Origin of the sequence: Spirillospora sp. NPDC127506, from assembly GCF_040302145.1 — a bacterium.
Lineage (GTDB): Bacteria > Actinomycetota > Actinomycetes > Streptosporangiales > Streptosporangiaceae > Spirillospora.
In genome coordinates this window covers 22,112-39,923 of record NZ_JBEORG010000013.1, presented here as the reverse complement: position 1 = coordinate 39,923, position 17,812 = coordinate 22,112, and the positions used below count along the sequence as shown (strand labels likewise).

Below are 17,812 nucleotides of genomic sequence, written 5' to 3'. Positions count from 1 at the left end.
ACGTGCACTCGACTTCCCCCATCCCTGCCGCCCGCCCGGGCCTTCCGGCACCGCGCCGCCTCCCGCGCCGCCGCGAGGACGCGGAGCGGAGGCCGGGCCGGCGTCCACCGACGGGTGAACCCTCATAAGAGCGACACGCGGCGGCGAGGGATTCCCACATGGCCGCATCGGCTTCGGAAGGAGCCGATGCGGTTCTCTCCTGCGAAAACTCGGCGCCAGGTCTTGACGGCGGCGACAAACGGGCATAAATAAAAGGGAAACAAAATCAAACGGAAGGGAAGCCACATGCACCGGGGAACGGCGCGCGCATGATCGTGACGGTGACGCTCAACCCGAGCCTCGACCGCACGATCGAGGTGGACGTGCTGACCCGCGGCGCGGTGATCCGCGCCCGGTCGGCGCGGCTGGACCCGGGCGGCAAGGGGGTCAACGTGTCCCGGGCACTGCTCGCCAACGGGGTCGAGTCCACCGCCGTGGTCGCGGTGGGCGGCGCCGACGGCGACCAGCTGCACCGGCTGCTGACCGCCGAGGCCATGCGGGTGCGCGCCGTCCGCGTCGCGGGACGCACCCGGTCCAACGTGACGATCGTCGAGCCGGGCGGCGTCGACACCAAGCTCAACGAGCCGGGCGGGCCGCTGTCCGCCGCGGAGCTGGACGAGATCGGCGCGGTCGTGGCGGCCGAGGCCGCCGGGGCGAGCTGGGTGGTCGGCTGCGGGAGCCTGCCGCCCGGCGTCCCGGACGACACCTACGCCGCGCTGTGCCGCCGGTTCGCGCCGGACGGCATCCGCGTCGCGGTCGACTCCAGCGGCCCGGCGCTGCGCGCCGCCGTCGCCGCCGGCCCCGACCTGATCAAGCCGAACCGCGAGGAGCTCGCCGAGGCCGTCGGCGGGCCGGTGGACACCGTCGCCGACGTCGTGGAGGCCGCCGGGGAGCTGCGGGCGCGGGGGGCCCGCGCCGTCCTGGTCAGCCTCGGCGCCGAGGGCGCGGTGCTCGTCGACGACGACGGCGTCCTCACCGGCGAGGCCCCGGTCGCCGTCCCGCGCAGCACGGTCGGCGCGGGCGACGCCCTGCTCGCCGGGTTCCTCGCCGCCGGCGCCCGCGGGGCCCGCGCGCTCACCGAGGCGCTCGCCTGGGGCGCCGCGGCCGTGCGGATGCCCGCGAGCCGGATGCCGGGCGCGGCCGACGTCCGGCGCGACATCGTACGGATCCACCCCCGGCCGGACCTCACCCGGCCCCTCCTCACCTGACGAACCCCAGTACCCACCCCGGATCGACAGGAGGCCCGAGATGGCCACCACGTACACCCCGGAGCCCACAGGGAGCGGGCTCCGGGCGACCGTCCAGCGCATCGGCGGCAAGATGGCCGGGATGGTGATGCCCAACATCGGCGCGTTCATCGCCTGGGGCCTCATCACCGCGCTGTTCATCCCGACCGGCTGGCTGCCCAACAAGGACCTGGCCGAGCTGGTCGACCCGATGATCAAGTTCCTGCTGCCGCTGCTGATCGGCTACACCGGCGGCCGGATGGTGCACGGTCAGCGCGGCGCGGTGGTCGGCGCCGTCGCCACCGTCGGCATCGTCGTCGGCGCGGACGTGCCGATGTTCCTCGGCGCGATGATCATGGGTCCGCTCGCCGCGTACCTGATCAAGCTGTTCGACGGCCTCGTCCAGGAGCGCGTCCGGACCGGGTTCGAGATGCTGGTGGACAACTTCTCCGCCGGCATCATCGGCGGCGCCATGGCGGTCGCCGGCCATGCGGTGATCGGCCCGGTCATGAACACCTTCTCCGACTGGGCCGGGGACGGGGTGAGCTGGCTCGTCGACCACGACGTGCTGCCGCTCACCTCGCTGCTGATCGAGCCCGCGAAGGTGCTCTTCCTGAACAACGCCGTCAACCACGGCGTACTCGGCCCGCTCGGCGTGCAGCAGGCCGCCGAGCACGGCAAGTCGGTGCTGTTCATGCTGGAGTCCAACCCCGGGCCCGGCCTCGGCGTCCTGCTCGCCTACTGGTTCTTCGGCCCGCGGCGGCTGCGCCCGAGCGTCCCGGCGGCCACCATCATCCACTTCTTCGGCGGCATCCACGAGATCTACTTCCCGTACATCCTGATGAAGCCGCGGATGATCCTGGCCGCGATCGCCGGCGGCATGACCGGCGTGGCGATCTTCGTCGCGACCGGCGTCGGGCTGGTGGCCACCCCGTCCCCCGGCAGCATCTTCGCCTACCTCGCCCAGACGCCGCGCGGCGTCGGAAACTGGATCGGCGTCTACACCGGCCTGTTCGCCTCCGCGGCCGTGTCCTTCGGCGTCGGCGCGGCGCTGCTCGGGTTCGGCAGGCTCGCCGAGCCCAAGGACGAGGAGTCCGCCGAGGACGAGCTGGAGGAGGCCAAGAGCAGGACGGCCGAGAACAAGGCGGCCGCGAAGAAGGCGGCCGGCGGCACCGCGAAGGAGGAGGCGGCCGCCTCCTGAGCCGCGGCTCGTCAACCACCAACCCGTCCGATGGAAGGCACATCCACGATGAACGGCAAGGACATCCGCAAGGTCGTCATCGCCTGCGACGCGGGCATGGGCAGCAGCGTCATGCTCGCCGGCCAGCTGCGCAAGAAGCTGAAGAAGAACGACGTGGCGGTCGAGCACACGCCCGTCGACTCGATCCCCGGCGACGCCGACGTGGTCGTCACCCACACCGGGCTCGCCGAGCGGGCCCGGCGCGGCGCCGGCGACATCCCGGTGATCGCCTTCGAGGTCTACATCGGCGACCCCGCCGTCGACCGCCTGGTCAAGGCGATCAAGGACGGCGGTGAGGTCGGTGTCTGACCGGGCCGCCGGCCTGCTCAGCCGGGAGGCGATCCGGCTGGACGCGCGCGCCACCGGCCGCGACCACGCCGTCCGGCTGTGCGGGCAGGTCCTGGTGGACATCGGCGCCGTCGAGCCCGGCTACATCGACGCGATGCTGGAGCGGGAGCGCTCCATCTCCACCTACCTCGGCGAGGGCGTGGCGATCCCGCACGGCACCAACGAGGGCCGCGACCTCATCCACCGGGACGCCCTCGCCGTCGTCCGGTTCCCCGACGGGGCGGACTGGAACGGCAACGAGGTCACGGTGTGCATCGCGATCGCCGCGCGCGGCGGCGGGCACATGGAGATCCTCGCCGAGCTCGCCGAGATCCTCATGGACCCGGACCGGGCCCGCGCGCTGCGCGAGGCCGCCGAGCCCGAGCAGGTCCTCGCACTGCTCGCCCCGCGGGCGCAGGAAGCACCGACAGATACCAAGCAGCCGACAGAACAAGGACACACCGTATGAAGGTCGCCCGTTTCTATGCACCCGGCGACATCCGGCTGGAGGACGCGCCGGAGCCCGAGCCCGGCCCCGGAGAGCTGAAGATCCGCGTCCGGAACTGCTCCACCTGCGGGACGGACGTCAAGATCTCCCGCTTCGGGCACCACCACATCGTCCCGCCGCGGGTGATGGGGCACGAGATCGCCGGCGAGGTCGTCGCGGCCGGCGACGGCGTCGAGGGCTGGGCGGGCGGCGACCGCGTCCAGGTCATCGCCGCGATCCCGGACGGGACGTGCTCGGAGTGCGCCCGCGGCCGGATGACGGTCTGCACCGCGCAGGAGTCGATGGGGTACCACTACGACGGCGCGTTCGCCGAGTACATGATCGTCCCGGCGAAGGTCCTCGCGGTGGACGGGGTGAACCGCATCCCCGACGGCGTGTCGTTCGCCGAGGCGTCGGTGGCCGAGCCGCTCGCCTGCGTCCTCAACGGCCAGGAGCTGGCGCGGGTCGGCGAGGGCGACGACGTCGTGGTGTTCGGCTCCGGCCCGGTCGGCTGCCTGCACGTGCGGGTCGCGCGGGCGCGCGGCGCCGCCCGGGTGTTCCTCGTGGAGGTCAACGCCGAGCGGCTGCACCAGGCCGCCGCGCTCGTCAAGCCGGACGCCGCGATCGACGGCGGCGTCACCGACGCCGTCGAGGAGGTCCTCGCCCGCACCGGCGGGCGCGGCGCCGACGTCGCGATCACCGCCGCCGCGTCGGGCGCCGCGCAGGAGCAGGCGCAGCGGCTGATGGCGCCGGGCGGCCGGGTCAGCCTGTTCGGCGGCCTGCCGAAGGACGACCCGGTGATCTCCGTCGACGCCAACCGGGTCCACTACCGGGAGCTGTCGCTGGTCGGCGCGAACGGGTCGAGCCCCGCGCACAACGCGCGCGCCCTGGAGCTCATCGGCTCCGGGCAGGTCCCGGTCGAGGACCTCATCACCCACCGGCTCCCGCTCGACGCCCTGCACGACGCCCTGGACCTCGTCACCCGCGGCGCGGCCATCAAGGTCACGATCGAACCCTGACCCCGTCCCCCGAAGGAGGCAGCCGTGCCCGAACGCAGCGTCGTCATCGGCTCCGCACAGGGCCTGCACGCCCGCCCCGCGAAGATCTTCGTGCACATCGCCGCGCAGCAGCCCGTCCCGGTGTCCATCCGGGTCGGGGACCGCGCCCCCGTCCCGGCGAGCAGCATCCTCGGCGTCCTGTCGCTCGGCGCCGCGCAGGGGACGGAGGTGACGCTGTCCGCCGACGGGGACGGCGCCGCCGAGGTCCTGGACGAGCTGGCCGACCTGCTCTCCCGCGACCTGGACGCCGAGGAGCCCGACCATGCGTGAACCGGCCGCCGCCGAGCTCCGGGGCCTCGGCGTCAGCCCCGGGGCGGCGGCGGGCCCGGTGGAGGTGATGGCGCCGCCGCCCGAGCTTCCGCCGCCGCGCGCCGTCGCCGACGCCGCGGAGGAGGCGCGCCTGGCGCTGCGGGCGCTGGAGGCGGTCGAGGCCGAACTGGAGAAGCGCGCGCTGGCCGCGCCGACGCCCGAGGCCCGCGAGATCCTGCAGGCCCAGGCGGCGATCGCCGGCGACCCGATGCTGGCCGCCGGCGTCCGCGGCCGCGTCGAGCAGGGCGCGGACGCGGCGCACGCGCTGCACGGCGCGTTCGACGAGCAGGCGCGGCTGCTGCTGGCGGCGGGCGGCCGGTTCGCCGAGCGGGTCGCCGACCTGGCCGACCTGTCCGGCCGCGCCGTCGCCGCCGCGCTCGGCCGGCCGATGCCGGGCGTGCCCTCCCCCGGCCACCCGTTCGTCCTCGTCGCGGACGACCTGTCGCCCGCCGACACCGCCGCGCTCGACACGGCCGCCGTCCTCGCGCTGGTCACCGAGCGCGGCGGGCCGACCGGGCACACCGCGATCCTCGCCCGGTCGCTCGGGCTGCCCGCCGTCGTGGGCTGCAGGGGGATCCTGGACGCGGCGGCCTCCGGCGTCCTGGCCGCGGTGGACGGCACCGGCGGCGCCGTCCGGACGCCCGTCACCGAGGCCGAGGCCGCGGAGGTCAACGCGGCCGCGGCGCGGCGGGCGGCCGAGGAGTCCGCGCCCGCGGCCCCGGGCCGCACCGCCGACGGGCGCGGCGTCGACCTGATGGTCAACATCGGCTCCGCCGCCGACCTGGACGGCGTCGACCTGACCGGCGTCGCGGGCGTCGGGCTGTTCCGCACCGAGTTCCTCTTCCTCGGCCGGCACGAGGAACCCGGCCTGGACGAGCAGGCCGCGGCCTACGCGAAGGCGTTCGCGGCGGCCGGCGACCGGACGGTCGTCGTCCGGACGCTGGACGCGGGCGCCGACAAGCCGCTGCCGTTCCTGCGCCTGCCGGACGAGCCGAACCCGGCGCTCGGCGTGCGCGGCCTGCGCGTCGCGCGGGAGCGCCCGGACGTCCTGGAGACGCAGCTCGCGGCCATCGCCCGCGCCGCCGCGGGCACGCCCGCGCGGGTCGCGGTGATGGCCCCGATGGTGGCGACCCCCGAGGAGGCGGACGGGTTCGTGGCGCGCGCCCGCGCGCACGGGCTGCCCGCCGCCGGGGTGATGATCGAGGTCCCGTCCGCGGCGCTGCGGGCCGCGCGGATCCTGCGCGAGGCGCAGTTCCTCAGCATCGGCACGAACGACCTCAGCCAGTACGCGCTCGCCGCGGACCGGCAGCACAGCGGGTTCCCGGAGCTGCTCGACCCGTGGCAGCCCGCGGTGCTCGACCTGATCGCCCGCTGCGCGGAGGCGGGCGGCGCGGCCGGCAAGTCGGTCGGGGTGTGCGGGGAGGCCGCCGCCGACCCGCTGCTGGCGCCGGTGCTGGCGGGGCTCGGGGTGACCCGGCTGTCGATGTCGCCGCGCGCGCTGCCGGCCGTCCGCGCCGCCCTGCTGCGGTTCACCTTCGCCGAGTGCGCCGACCTGGCCGAGCGCGTCCTCGCCGCCGACGGCCCGGCCGAGGCGCGGGAGATCGCCCGGACCCGCCACAATGAACGCGGACGGAGCTGACGCGGGACGGGTGGGACGCTCATGTACGCCGAGGAACGACAGCAGGCGATCCTTGCGCTGGCGCGCTCGAAGGGCCGGGTGGACGTGGTCGCGCTGGCCGAGGAGTTCTCGGTCACGACCGAGACGATCCGCCGGGACCTGACCGTCCTGGAGCGGGCCGGGACGGTGCGGCGGGTGCACGGCGGCGCGATGCCGGTCGAGCGGCTCGGGTTCGAGCCGGAGCTGGCGGCGCGGGACGCGGTGATGACCGAGGAGAAGCAGCGCATCGCCAAGGCCGCGCTGGAGGAGCTGCCCGCCGACGGGTCGATCATCGTGGACGCGGGCACGACCACGGCCCGGTTCGTCCAGCTGCTGCCCACCGACCGCGAGCTGACCGTGATCGTGAACTCGCCGCCGCACGCGTCGGTGCTCGCCACCCGCCCCAACCTGACCGTGATCATCCTGGGCGGCCGGGTGCGCGGCCGGACGCTCGCCACGGTCGACGACTGGGTGCTGCGGCCGCTGGCCGACCTGTGGGTGGACGTGGCGTTCATGGCGACCAACGGATGCTCGGTCGAGCGCGGGCTGACCACGTCCGACCAGGCGGAGGCGGCGGTGAAGCGAGCGATGATCGCCTCGTCGCGGCGGCGGGTGCTGCTCGCCGACCGCACCAAGATCGGACACGACCACCTGGTGCGGTTCGGCGACCTGTCCGACATCGACGTGCTGATCACCGACACCGGGCTGGACACCGACCTCGCCGCGGACCTCGCCGCCGCCGGCCCGGAGATCGTCCGCGCCTGACCGGCGGCGGGAGGCGCCGCCGCCCCGCGCCGGTGGGGCGGGCGCGCGGGACGGCGGCGGTGCCCGTCAGCCGGCCGAGGGGATGCCGTTGGCGGGCGCCTGCGGTTGCGGTGTCGTGTAGGGCTGGATCGGCCCGTCACCGTCGTCGGTGGTCATCGGCTGCCCCTCGGGCACGACGTTCTCGCCGTCGATCTTGCCGATCACCGCGCCGGTGTACCCGGCATGGGACTCCTTGCTGTAGGCGAACGGGACGACGCCCGGACCGGTGAAGTGCGACTTCTCCAGCGCCTCGACGAGGCTCTTGCGGGTCGGGTTCTTCCCCGCCGCCTCCAGCGCCTGGACGAAGGTGTAGGCGACCGACATGCCGTAGACGATGTTGCCGTTGAACGGCAGCTTCGGGATGTACTGGTCGTGGACCTTCTTGAACAGCTGCGTCCAGCTGTTGGACTCGTCGCCGGGCGGCGCGAGGTAGCCGTCGGTGATCATGCCCTGGATGAGCGGGCTGCCCTTGAGCTCGCTACCGCCCTTCTTGGCGAAGCTCTCCAGCAGCCCGGTGAGGGTGATCGGGTCGGACCCGACGTTGCTGACGACGAACGTCGGCTTGTAGTTCAGCTTCAGCGCGGCGAGCCGGAACAGCGCGGTGTAGGTCGGGATGCTGAACAGCACCACGACGTCCGCCTTGGACTGGGCGATCGCCTGCGCCTGCGCGCCGATGTCGGTGCTGCCCGGCTGGTACGACTGCCGCGACACCACGTCGTCCTTCGGGACGTACTTGTCGAGGCCCTTCACCCCGTCCTGCCCGAAGTCGTCGTTCTGGTAGAAGTAGGCGACCTTCTTGCCGGCGAAGTTCTTCTTGATGTAGTCGCCGAGGATCTTGCCCTCGCGGATGTAGTCGACCTGCCAGCCGAACGTCTGCGGGTGCTTCTGCGGCTCGTCCCAGCAGCCGCAGCCGGACGCGACGAACAAGTCTGGGACCCGCTGCGCGTTGAGGTAGTCGACGACCTTGGAGTGCGTCGGGGTGCCCAGCCCGTTGAAGATCGCGAAGACCTTGTCCTGGAGGACGAGCTTCTGCACGACGCTGACGGTCTGGGTCGGGTTGTAGGCGTCGTCCACGTACTTGTAGACGATCTTCCGCCCGTGGATGCCGCCGTTGGCGTTCACGTAGTCGAAGAACGCCTTGGACGCCGCGGAGTTGGCGCTGTAGCCGGGCGCGGCCGGACCGGTCAGCGGCTGGTGGCTGCCGATGGTGACGGTGGTGGCGGTCACGCCGGGCGTGCTCGACGAGCCGCCGTCCCCGCCGTCACCTCCGCAGCCGCTCGCCGCGACCGCCAGCGTCGCCGCGGTCATCAGGGCGATCGCCCTGGTCCGCAATCGCTTCATCTGCTCCTCCTGGGTGCGTGGTGGTGGGCCCCGAAATGGCTGTCGATGCGGGGTCGCGCGGCCCGGGAGCCCGGTCGCGCCTCGTGCGCACGCGGCGCCGCACGGCGCCGCCGAGGTCGCGCAGTCCGCCCTGGAGACCGCGCGGGAAGGCCAGCGTCACGACGATGAGGACGAGGCCGTAGATGGCGAGGGGCAGGTTCGACGCGATGTTGTGCGACAGGCCGGACGAGGACGACAGGTCGGACGCCCACGTCGGCGCGTACACCAGGATCAGCGCCCCCCACACGGCGCCGGTGAGGCTGCCGAGGCCGCCGATGATGATCGCGGCGATCAGCTGCAGGGACAGCGTGAGCGGGAACGCGCCCGGCGCGGCGAGCGTCGCGACCACGGCGAGCAGCCCGCCGCCGAGGCCGGCGCAGGCCGCCGACACGACGGTCGCGGTGATCCGCAGCCGGGCGACGCGGACCCCGCTGAGCGCGGCGGCGATCTCGTCGTCGCGGCTGGCCCGCAGCGTCCGGCCGAACCGGCCGCGGGTCAGGTTGGCGAGCAGGAACAGCGTGATGACCGCGCCGAGGCAGGAGATCCACGCCTGCCAGCGCTCCAGCGGGAACGTCTCGCCGAGCGCCTCGGGCGGGATCGGCGGGACGAGCGTCAGCCCGTTCTGCCCGCCGAGCAGGTCGGTGAGCGGCTCGTAGTTGGCGAGGCCGGGCAGCCCGACCGCGAACGCGAGGGTGGCGCCGGCCAGGTAGGGGCCGTGCAGCCGGGCGGCGACCGCGCCGACCAGCACGCCCGCGACGGCGGTGACGCCGGCCGCGGCCGCGAGGACGGCGGCGAGCGGCCAGCCCCAGTGCCCGATGACGAGCGCGGCGGTGTAGGCGCCGACCGCCATGAAGGCGCCGTGCCCGAGGGAGATCTGCCCGCCGAGCCCGGTCAGCACGGTGAGGCCCGCGACGGCGCAGGTGAGGTAGGCGACCTGCGCGATCTGCAGGTCGCGGTAGGGGCCGACCGCCGTCGTCAGGAAGTACAGCGCGGCGATCGCCGCCAGGGCCCCGGCGGAGTGCCGCGCCAGCGTGGACCGGCGCAGGACGTTCAGGACGGTGTCCACTGCGTCACACCCTCCGTCCCGTGGTCGCCGCGAACAGGCCGTTGGGTCTGATCATCAGGACGGTGATGAGCGCGGCGAGCGCCCCGAACGTGACCAGGTCCGTGCTGACGTAGCCGGACACGTAGCTGAGCGCGCAGCCGAGCAGCAGCCCGCCGGTGACGGCGCCGGCCGGGCTGTCCAGCCCGCCGATCACCGCCGCGGTGAACCCGAACACGAGCATCGCGTCGAACTGGGCGGGCCCCACGAACACCGACGGCGCGATCAGCACCCCGGCGAGCGACCCGACGAGGGCGGCGAGCGCCCACCCGAGCGTCAGCATCCGGCCGACGCGGACGCCCTGCAGCCGGGCGATCTCCGGGGCGAACGCCGACGCGCGCAGCCGCAGCCCGAGGTCGGTGCGGACGAACAGCAGCGTCAGCAGCACCATGACCGCGGCGACCGCGCCGATGACGAACAGGTCGAACGGCGACAGCAGCAGCCGCGTCCCGGCGACCGTCAGCCCCCTGATCGTGAACGCGGGCGGGTAGGAGTGCGGCGTGTCGCCCCAGATCATGCCCGCCGCCGCCTGCAGCAGCACGTACAGCCCCAGCGTGACGATCACGGCGTTCAGCGGCGGCTTGTTCTCGACCGGCCGGACCACGACCCGTTCGAGGACGGCGCCGAGCACGAGGCCGGACGCCAGCGCGACGCCCAGCGCGAGCCAGTAGGAGCCGCCGCCGTCGATGACGCTCCAGGCCAGGAACGTCGTGAACATCAGCATGCCGCCCTGCGCGAAGTTCACGATCCGGGTGGCCCGCCAGATCAGCACCAGCGCGAGCGCCACCGCCGCGAAGACCATGCCGGACGTGATGCCGGCGAGCGTCAGATTGATGAAGCGCACCATCAGAACCCCAGGTATGCGTGGCGGAGGCGGTCGTCGGCGGCGAGGGTCGCGGCGTTCTCCGCCGCCACGACCGCGCCGAGGTCGAGCACGACCGCGCGGTCGGCGACGGACAGCGCGCTGCGGGCGTTCTGCTCGACGAGCAGGACGGTGCGGCCGTCCTCGTCGCACAGCCGCCGCAGCACGGCCATCAGCTGGGCGACCACGCGCGGCGCGAGGCCGAGGGACGGCTCGTCCACCAGCAGCAGCCGCGGCCCGCCGGTGAGCGCGCGGGCCAGCGCGAGCATCTGCCGCTCCCCGCCGGACAGCGTCGCGGCGGTCTTCGCCCGGCGTTCCGCGAGCGCCGGGAACAGCTCGTACATCTCGGCGACCCGCCGCGCGAGCGCGGCCCGGTCGCGCCGCCACAGCCCGCCGAGCCGCAGGTTGTCCTCCACGGTCAGCTCGGTGATGACGCCGCCGCTCTGCGGGACGTGCGCGACGCCCAGCCGGACGATGTCCTCGACCGGCAGCCGGGTGATGTCCCTCCCGTCCAGCTCGACGCGCCCCGACCGGGGCCGCAGCAGCCCGGAGACCGCGCGCATCAGCGTGGTCTTCCCGGCCCCGTTGGCTCCGAGCACCGCGGTCAGGGACCCCTCGTCCACCGAGAGCTCGACGCCGGCGAGCGCCCGGACGGCCCCGTAGTGGACCGTGAGGTCCTTCACCTCAAGCACCGGCGACCTCCTCGCCCAGGTAGGCGTCGAGGACGGCCGGGTCGTCGCGGACGTCCGCCGGCGCGCCCTCGGCGATGACCCTGCCGAAGTCCAGCACGACGACCCGGTCGCAGACGTTCATCACGAGGTCCATGTGGTGCTCGACCAGCACGACCGCCGGGCCGCCGCGCAGCCCGCGGATCAGCTCGGCGAGCTCGTCCATCTCCCCCGCCGACAGCCCCGCGGCCGGCTCGTCCAGCAGCAGCAGCTCGGGCTCGGCGACCAGCGCCCGCGCGAGCGCCACCCGCTTCTGCACCCCGTAGGGCAGCTGGCCGGGCAGCCGCTGCGCCTCACCCGCGACGCCCAGCTCCGCCAGCCGCGCCATCGCCCGCTCCCGCAGCGCGGCCTCGTCCCGGTCGGCGCGCGGCAGCGCGAGCAGCCCGGACCAGAACCCGGCCCTGGCCCGCCGGTCGGCCCCGACCATGACGTTCTCCAGCACGGTGAGGCCGGGGAAGAGCCCGAGCCCCTGCAGGGTGCGGGCGATGCCGAGCCGGGTCAGATCGTGCGGCCGATGTCGGCCAAGTACTCTCCCCCGCCACCGGACCTCGCCGGACTCCGGCCGGACGAATCCGCACACGACGTTGAACAGCGTGGTCTTGCCGGCGCCGTTCGGGCCGATCACGCCGGTGACCCGGCCTTGCGGGGCGGCGAGCGACACGCCGTCCAGTGCGACCAGCCCGGCGAAGCGGACGGTCACGTCTCGTAGTTCCAGATTCTTGGAGGAGCCGGACATAACGCCTCACCTCGCCGATGAAACAGCGTGAATCCCCCGAGGCCGAAATGCACATACCGACTGGTCGGATTCCACGAAGATAGAATCATCGGGCGCTCCCGGTCAACAGCCGATGCGCAGGTCCCCGCGCAGCACCCGGCGTCGCCGGTAGGCTGTCGGCGATCTGCGGGCGGCCGTGGCCGGGACGGCGCGAGACCCCGGGGGCAATCCCGGAACGGAGGTGGAGTCATGACGCAGGCGCCCGTGGGCCGGCTGCCCGCAAACCTGCCGCTGCCCGACCGGCTGCTGGCCGTGGCGACCCGCATGTTCGCCGAGAAGGGCTTCGAGAACACCTCGGTCCAGGAGATCGTGAACGCCGCCGGCGTCACCAAAGGAGCCATGTACCACTACTTCGGCTCCAAGGACGACCTCCTGTACGAGATCTACCACCGGCTCCTCGGCCTGCAGATGTCGCGCCTGGAGCAGATCGCCGACGGCCCCGGCACCGCCGAAGAGCGCCTCCGCGCCGCCGCCGTCGACGTCCTCAACACCTCGTTCCTCTACCTCGACGACTTCACCGTCTTCTTCCGCTCCACCCACCTCCTGCCCCGCGACCGCCGCGAAGCCGTCCGCGCCGAACGCCGCCGCTACCACGAGCGCTTCCGCGCCCTCGTCGAAGAAGGCCAGCGCGAAGGCACCTTCCGCACCTCCACCCCCGCCGACATCGCCGTCCACTTCTTCTTCGGCACCGTCCACCAGATCGGCGTCTGGTACCGCCCCGGCGGCACCCTGAAAACCGAAGCGATCAGCGAACACTACGTAGACCTGTTCCTGAACGGCTTGAAGAGCTGAGTGGCCCGGGTCTGGTCCTACGGGCGGGAGCGGGTCACCTCTAAGAGGGCCGGGATCGGTGTGGTCGGCCGGCGGCCGGCGCCGGCCGACCACACCGATGTCAGCGGGCTATGTGCTCGATCTTCAAGGCCGCGTTCTTGTGGTGGGCGCGCAGGGGCTTCTTGTCGAACTTGCCCACGGTCGTCTTGGGGATCTCGTCCATGAAGGTCCAGTACTCGGGCACCTGCCAGCGGGCGACCTTGCCGTCCAGGAAGGCGGCCAGTTCCTCGGCGGTCGCGATGGCGCCGGGGCGCAGGACGACGCAGGCCAGGGGGCGCTCGTCCCAGCGCGGGTCCGGGATGCCGATGACGGCGGCCTCGGCCACGGCGGGATGGGCCATCAGGTGGTTCTCCAGTTCGACGGAGGAGATCCACTCGCCGCCGGACTTGATGACGTCCTTCGCGCGGTCGGTGATCTGGAAGAAGCCGCGCCCGTCGATGGTGCCGATGTCGCCGGTGCGGAGCCACCCGCCGTCGAACTTCTCCGGCGCCGGGTCGCGGTGGTAGGAGCCGGTGATCCAGGGGCCGCGGACCTCGATCTCGCCGACGGACTCGCCGTCCCACGGGAGCTCGGCGCCGGAGTCGTCCACGATGCGCATCTCCACGCCCGCGGCGACGCGGCCGGACTTCAGCCGCCACTCCATGTCCTCCTCGGTGCCCGGCTCCACTCCGGGCGGCGGGAAGGCCATGCCGCCGAGAGGGCTGGTCTCGGTCATGCCCCAGCCCTGGATGATGCGCAGGCCGTAGCGCTGCTCGAACCGCTCCAGGAGGGAGCGGGGCGCGGCGGCGCCGCCGGACGTGCCGGAGCGCAGGGACGACAGGTCGATCTCGTGCTGCTCGCCGTAGGCCAGGATGCCGTTCCAGATGGTGGGGACGGCGGAGGCCAGCGTGCTCCTCTCCTCGGCGATGAACGCGGTCAGGTGCTCCGGCTGCATGAACGGGCCCGGCATGTGCAGCGTCGCCCCGGACAGGAACGCGCCGTAGGGCAGGCCCCAGGCGTTGACGTGGAACATCGGGACGATGGTCAGGACGCGGTCGGCCTCGGTGATGCCCACCATCGACGCCGACTGCACGGCCATCGCGTGCAGGAAAGTGGAGCGGTGCGAGTACACCACGCCCTTGGGGTCGCCCGTGGTGCCGCTGGTGTAGCACATGGAGGCGGCGGATCGCTCGTCCACGTCGGGCCACTCGTAGCCGGGCTCCTCCGCGTTGAGGAGATCGTGGTAGCGGAGGACCGGGGCGCCGTTGTCGTTGGCCTCCAGGGCCGACGCGTCGCCGTCGCCCACCACGACGTACGCCTCCACGGCGGGGAGTTCCTTCACGACCCGCGCCAGCAGCGGGACGAGGCTGTCGTCGACGATGACGATCTGATCGTCGGCGTGGTTGACGATGTGCGAGAGCTGCTCGGGGAACAGCCGGATGTTCAAGGTGTGCAGCACCGCGCCCATGGCCGGCACCGCGAAGTACGCCTCCAGGTGCTCCTGGTTGTTCCAGCAGAAGGTCGCCACCCGGTCGCCGCGGCGGACGCCCAGCCTGGCCAGCGCGGACGCCAGCCGCTCGGCGTTGCGGGCGATCTCGGCGAACGTCGCCCGCCGCGGGGCGCCGCCGCCCGTCCAGGTGACGCACTCGCTGCCGCCGTAGACGCGCGCGCCGTGCCGCAGGATCGCGGCGACCGACAGCGGGAAGTCCTGCATCGTGCTGGGGATCATGGCATTTCTCCGAGAACACGCGAGGGAAAAGGCCGGCGCGGCACGGGGACACCGCACATACCGACCGGTCGGTTCACCATAATTTCCTGGTCCGGCCGCCGTCAATCAGCCGACGAGGACGGAGAGGATTTCGGCGACGCAGACGGGTTTGTCGCCGCCCTCGCGCTCGATCGTCACGCGGACGGCGGCGCGGGCGCCGGAGGGCCCGCGGTCCAGCGACAGCAGCTCGGCGCCCGCGCGGACCCGCGAGCCGACCGGGACCGGCGCGGGGAACCGCACCTTGTTCGCGCCGTAGTTGACGCCCATCCGCAGGCCCTCGACCCGGTAGATCCGGGAGACGAGCATCGGGATGAGCGAGAGCGTGAGGTAGCCGTGCGCGATCGTCCCGCCGAACGGGCCGGCGGCGGCGCGCTCCCGGTCGACGTGGATCCACTGGCGGTCGCCGGTCGCGTCCGCGAACAGGTCCACCTGCTCCTGCGTGATCGTGTGCCAGTCGCTGTGGCCGAGGTGGGTTCCGACGGCCTTCTCGTAGTCGTCGACGCCGCTGAACGTCCGCATCGGGATGACCTCCGTCCGGGCGCCCGCCCGCCGGGCGCGCGCCTCGATGACAACATACCGACTGGTTGGTATGCAATGCCCGGAGGAAGGCCGGCGGACGGGACGGTTCCGCGGCGTCCGCCCCGGCGCCGCGGAACCGTCCAGCCCGCCGGCTGGTCGCCGGCGCGGGTGTGACGCGCGGGCTCCCCTCCGCGCCCGCCGGCACCGCCGCGAGATCCGGCTTCACCCTGTACAGCGCGCACAGCCCGTGATGCGTCACACACGTTGGCGGTACCGTGGTCTACCAGCGGCGATGCGTTGCGGGCGTTTCCGTGGACCAGCGCGTCAGCCGGACAGGGCGGCGAGGCCCGCGCGCAGCAGCGGCTCGACGGCCGCGCCGACCGAGTCGAACCCCTCCCCCACCGTCTGGCCGTGGATGTAGCGGTAGTGGATGCCCTCGGAGATCACGGCGAGCTTGAAGCAGGCCAGCGCGACGTAGAAGCCGATGGCGGACAGGTCCCGGCCGCTGCGCTCGGCGTAGCGGGCCACCACCTCGTCCGGCGCGGGGAAGCCGGGCGCGGCGGAGGCGTCGCGCGCGCCGGGAACCGGGGTCCCGCGCCCCATGTAGACCAGCAGCAGCGCCAGGTCCGTCAGCGGGTCGCCGAGCGTCGCCATCTCCCAGTCGAGCACGGCGGCGATGCGGTCCCGCGAGTCGACGAGGAGGTTGTCGAGCCGGTAGTCGCCGTGCACGATCGCGGCCGCCGACCCGGCCGGCAGGTTCGCCGCCAGCAGCGCGTGCAGCTCGTCGGCGGCCGGGAGGTCGCGGCTGCGCGACGCGTCCAGCTGCTTCTTCCAGCGCCGCACCTGGCGGGCGAGGAATCCCTCGGGGCGGCCGAAGCCGTCGAGGCCGACGGCGACGGGGTCGATGGCGTGCAGCTCGACCAGCGTGTCGATCATCCGGTCGGCGATCCGCGCGACGCGGTCCGGGCCGAGCGGCGCCAGCTCGGCGGCGCTCCGGTACGGGGTGCCCTCGACCATCTCCATGACGTAGAAGGGCGCGCCGATCACGTCCGGGTCCTCGCACAGGGCGTAGGTCTCCGGCACGGGGACGGCGGTGCCGGCCAGCGCGGTCATCACCCGGTGCTCGCGCGCCATGTCGTGGGCGGTCGCGAGCACGTGGCCGAGCGGCGGCCGCCGGACGATCCAGGAGCAGCGCCCGTCGGTCACCTCGTAGGTGAGGTTGGACCGCCCGCCGTCGACCAGCCGCGCGCGCAGGGGGCGGCCCGCGTCCGGGCGGACGCGGGCGAAGAACTCCCCGAACCGGTCCAGCGGGAGCCCGGGGACGCCGCTCTCCTCGAATGCCCGCACTGTCTCTCCTCAGGCCGCCCAAAGCCTTGTACCGTCCGGTCGGTATGGCGCGGTATGCCGGGATGGACGCGCGGCGGACGCGCATGGCGAAGTCCCGGCCCGCACCGCTCCCGGGCAGGTCTCGGCACGTAGATAAGACCATACCGACTGGTCGGTTTCAATGGTCTGGAGTTATTGCCATTGATGCTTCGCGGGTCTAACGTGTCCGGACGGCCGGCGGTGAAGACGCACTTCGCCGCTCCGCTCAGGACCGGTTCTCGGGGGAGAGCACCGCCCGGAGGAGTCCCCGCATGTCCGTTTCCTCGACCACCGGCACCGCCGCCGAGGGCGCCGCCGCACCGGGCGCCGCCGCCCGGCTGTGGCGCCGCGACCTTCCGCGCTACCCGGAGACGGGGCGCCGCTACGGCTATCTGGCGATCGTGGTCGCCACCACGATCGTCCTGTACTACCTGCTCTACATCCAGTACGCGGTCGCGACGTCGATCATGACGCACTACTCGATGTCGTTCGCCTACTTCATCCTGCTGTCGGTGGTCGGCAACGCGGTCGGCGCGTTCGCCTCGCTGCTCGCCGGGCTCGCCGACCGCTGGGGCCGCGCGAACCTCGTCGTGTACGGCCTGCTGGTCGCCGGCCTGCTGGTGCTGGTGCTGCCGCACTCGCCGGACAGGCACGTCTTCCTCGCGCTGTTCACGCTGCTCAGCTTCATCGAGGGCATCGTCCTCGTCGCGACCCCGGCGCTGATCCGGGACTTCTCGCCGCAGCTCGGCCGCGCCGCCGTGGATGGCGGGCTTCACCGAGACCGTCGAGAAGCACAACCCGGCGGCCACCGCGACGGGGCTCGCCGTCTGGGGGTGGATCCTGCGGCTCGTCGTGGCGGGGTCGGCGGCCTTCGTCCCGGTGGTGGTGACGTCGGTGACGCCACTCGTGGAGCACGGGCACGAGGTGCAGGTCGCCTCCGAGGAGGCGGCGCCGGCGCTGGCCATCGTGAACCAGCACCCGCAGCTGTTCGCCGAGCTGGGCAAGTACCCGGAGGGCCAGGCACCGCCCGAGCTGCAGGCCCGCGCCGCGCAAGAGGTCGGCCTCCCCGGCCTCGCGACCGTGCAGAAGGCGCAGCCGCACCTGCAGGTGCTGAAGGAGCACGGCGCCGAGGTCGAGAAGGCGTCGGAGGAGGGCCCGGGCCAGTGGCGGACGTGGTGGTACGTCTGCCTGGGCGGCCAGATCGTCTTCCTGCCGTTCATCTTCGTCATGACGGGGCGCTGGAGCCCCAGGCGGGCCCGCGAGGACGCCGAGGCGCACCAGCGCGCGATCGAGAAGGAGCTGGCGGCGCTCGGCAGGGACTGACCGCCACGGACCATCGCGGAACACGAGCCCCCG

19 protein-coding genes are annotated in these 17,812 nt (G+C 73.3%); 10 read left to right on the top strand and 9 right to left on the bottom strand.

Annotated elements, in window-relative coordinates:
* The first annotated feature begins 308 nt into the window (after nt 1–308).
* Genes pfkB through ABTW95_RS14980 form a run of 8 tightly spaced genes read left to right on the top strand, consistent with a single transcriptional unit; the run spans nt 309 to nt 7,108 of the window.
* A complete protein-coding gene (pfkB, locus tag ABTW95_RS15015; protein WP_396449098.1) occupies nt 309–1,247 on the top strand; it encodes a 1-phosphofructokinase in 939 nt (312 codons plus the stop codon).
* A gap of 40 nt (nt 1,248–1,287) precedes the next feature.
* A complete protein-coding gene (gene mtlA / locus ABTW95_RS15010; protein WP_500226547.1) occupies nt 1,288–2,466 on the top strand; it encodes a mannitol-specific PTS transporter subunit IIC in 1,179 nt (392 codons plus the stop codon).
* 30 nt (nt 2,467–2,496) lie between these two features.
* On the top strand, nt 2,497–2,814 hold the full coding sequence (locus ABTW95_RS15005; RefSeq protein WP_396449096.1) for a PTS sugar transporter subunit IIBC family protein: 318 nt from the start codon (nt 2,497–2,499) through the stop codon (nt 2,812–2,814).
* A complete protein-coding gene (locus ABTW95_RS15000) occupies nt 2,798–3,301 on the top strand; it encodes a PTS mannitol transporter subunit IIA (RefSeq protein WP_396449095.1) in 504 nt (167 codons plus the stop codon). The genes ABTW95_RS15005 and ABTW95_RS15000 overlap by 17 nt, the downstream gene beginning before the upstream one ends.
* Entirely contained in the window at nt 3,298–4,338 is a 1,041-nt protein-coding gene (locus ABTW95_RS14995; protein ID WP_396449094.1) for a zinc-dependent dehydrogenase, read from the top strand. Before ABTW95_RS15000 ends, ABTW95_RS14995 begins: the two co-directional genes overlap by 4 nt.
* A 24-nt stretch (nt 4,339–4,362) precedes the next feature.
* Nucleotides 4,363–4,647, top strand: coding sequence for an HPr family phosphocarrier protein (locus tag ABTW95_RS14990; RefSeq protein ID WP_396449093.1), 285 nt, complete (start codon nt 4,363–4,365; stop codon nt 4,645–4,647).
* Entirely contained in the window at nt 4,640–6,325 is a 1,686-nt protein-coding gene (gene ptsP / locus ABTW95_RS14985; protein ID WP_500226546.1) for a phosphoenolpyruvate--protein phosphotransferase, read from the top strand. The genes ABTW95_RS14990 and ptsP overlap by 8 nt, the downstream gene beginning before the upstream one ends.
* A 21-nt stretch (nt 6,326–6,346) precedes the next feature.
* Nucleotides 6,347–7,108, top strand: coding sequence for a DeoR/GlpR family DNA-binding transcription regulator (locus tag ABTW95_RS14980; protein WP_396449091.1), 762 nt, complete (start codon nt 6,347–6,349; stop codon nt 7,106–7,108).
* A gap of 66 nt (nt 7,109–7,174) precedes the next feature.
* On the opposite strand, the gene ABTW95_RS14975 is transcribed toward ABTW95_RS14980, so the two are convergent.
* The 5 genes from ABTW95_RS14975 to ABTW95_RS14955 are packed head-to-tail and all read right to left on the bottom strand — an operon-like array spanning nt 7,175 to nt 11,955.
* A complete protein-coding gene (locus ABTW95_RS14975; RefSeq protein WP_500226545.1) occupies nt 7,175–8,488 on the bottom strand; it encodes an ABC transporter substrate-binding protein in 1,314 nt (437 codons plus the stop codon).
* Nucleotides 8,409–9,593, bottom strand: a complete 1,185-nt coding sequence (locus ABTW95_RS14970; protein WP_500226544.1) for a branched-chain amino acid ABC transporter permease — start codon at nt 9,591–9,593, stop codon at nt 8,409–8,411. Before ABTW95_RS14970 ends, ABTW95_RS14975 begins: the two co-directional genes overlap by 80 nt.
* Nucleotides 9,594–9,597: 4 nt before the next feature.
* Nucleotides 9,598–10,476 carry a branched-chain amino acid ABC transporter permease gene (locus ABTW95_RS14965; protein ID WP_500226543.1) on the bottom strand — a complete coding sequence of 293 codons (879 nt, stop codon included), beginning with the start codon at nt 10,474–10,476 and terminating at the stop codon, nt 9,598–9,600.
* On the bottom strand, nt 10,476–11,183 hold the full coding sequence (locus tag ABTW95_RS14960) for an ABC transporter ATP-binding protein (protein ID WP_500226542.1): 708 nt from the start codon (nt 11,181–11,183) through the stop codon (nt 10,476–10,478). Before ABTW95_RS14960 ends, ABTW95_RS14965 begins: the two co-directional genes overlap by 1 nt.
* Nucleotides 11,176–11,955 carry an ABC transporter ATP-binding protein gene (locus ABTW95_RS14955; protein WP_396449086.1) on the bottom strand — a complete coding sequence of 260 codons (780 nt, stop codon included), beginning with the start codon at nt 11,953–11,955 and terminating at the stop codon, nt 11,176–11,178. Before ABTW95_RS14955 ends, ABTW95_RS14960 begins: the two co-directional genes overlap by 8 nt.
* A 228-nt stretch (nt 11,956–12,183) precedes the next feature.
* Between ABTW95_RS14955 and ABTW95_RS14950 the strand changes: the two genes are divergently transcribed.
* Nucleotides 12,184–12,786, top strand: a complete 603-nt coding sequence (locus ABTW95_RS14950) for a TetR/AcrR family transcriptional regulator (protein ID WP_396449085.1) — start codon at nt 12,184–12,186, stop codon at nt 12,784–12,786.
* A 100-nt stretch (nt 12,787–12,886) separates the two neighbouring features.
* On the opposite strand, the gene ABTW95_RS14945 is transcribed toward ABTW95_RS14950, so the two are convergent.
* The 4 genes from ABTW95_RS14945 to ABTW95_RS14930 form a co-directional block, all read right to left on the bottom strand.
* Entirely contained in the window at nt 12,887–14,533 is a 1,647-nt protein-coding gene (locus ABTW95_RS14945) for a long-chain fatty acid--CoA ligase (protein ID WP_500226541.1), read from the bottom strand.
* A gap of 105 nt (nt 14,534–14,638) precedes the next feature.
* Nucleotides 14,639–15,091 carry a MaoC family dehydratase gene (locus ABTW95_RS14940; RefSeq protein WP_500226540.1) on the bottom strand — a complete coding sequence of 151 codons (453 nt, stop codon included), beginning with the start codon at nt 15,089–15,091 and terminating at the stop codon, nt 14,639–14,641.
* A gap of 324 nt (nt 15,092–15,415) precedes the next feature.
* On the bottom strand, nt 15,416–16,438 hold the full coding sequence (locus tag ABTW95_RS14935) for a phosphotransferase family protein (protein ID WP_500226539.1): 1,023 nt from the start codon (nt 16,436–16,438) through the stop codon (nt 15,416–15,418).
* Nucleotides 16,439–16,949: 511 nt separating this feature from the next.
* Nucleotides 16,950–17,144, bottom strand: coding sequence for a hypothetical protein (locus ABTW95_RS14930; protein ID WP_396449082.1), 195 nt, complete (start codon nt 17,142–17,144; stop codon nt 16,950–16,952).
* Between the two features lie 74 nt (nt 17,145–17,218).
* On the opposite strand from ABTW95_RS14930, the gene ABTW95_RS14925 reads away from it, so the two are divergent.
* Nucleotides 17,219–17,779 carry a hypothetical protein gene (locus tag ABTW95_RS14925; protein WP_396449081.1) on the top strand — a complete coding sequence of 187 codons (561 nt, stop codon included), beginning with the start codon at nt 17,219–17,221 and terminating at the stop codon, nt 17,777–17,779.
* The last annotated feature ends 33 nt before the right edge of the window (nt 17,780–17,812 follow it).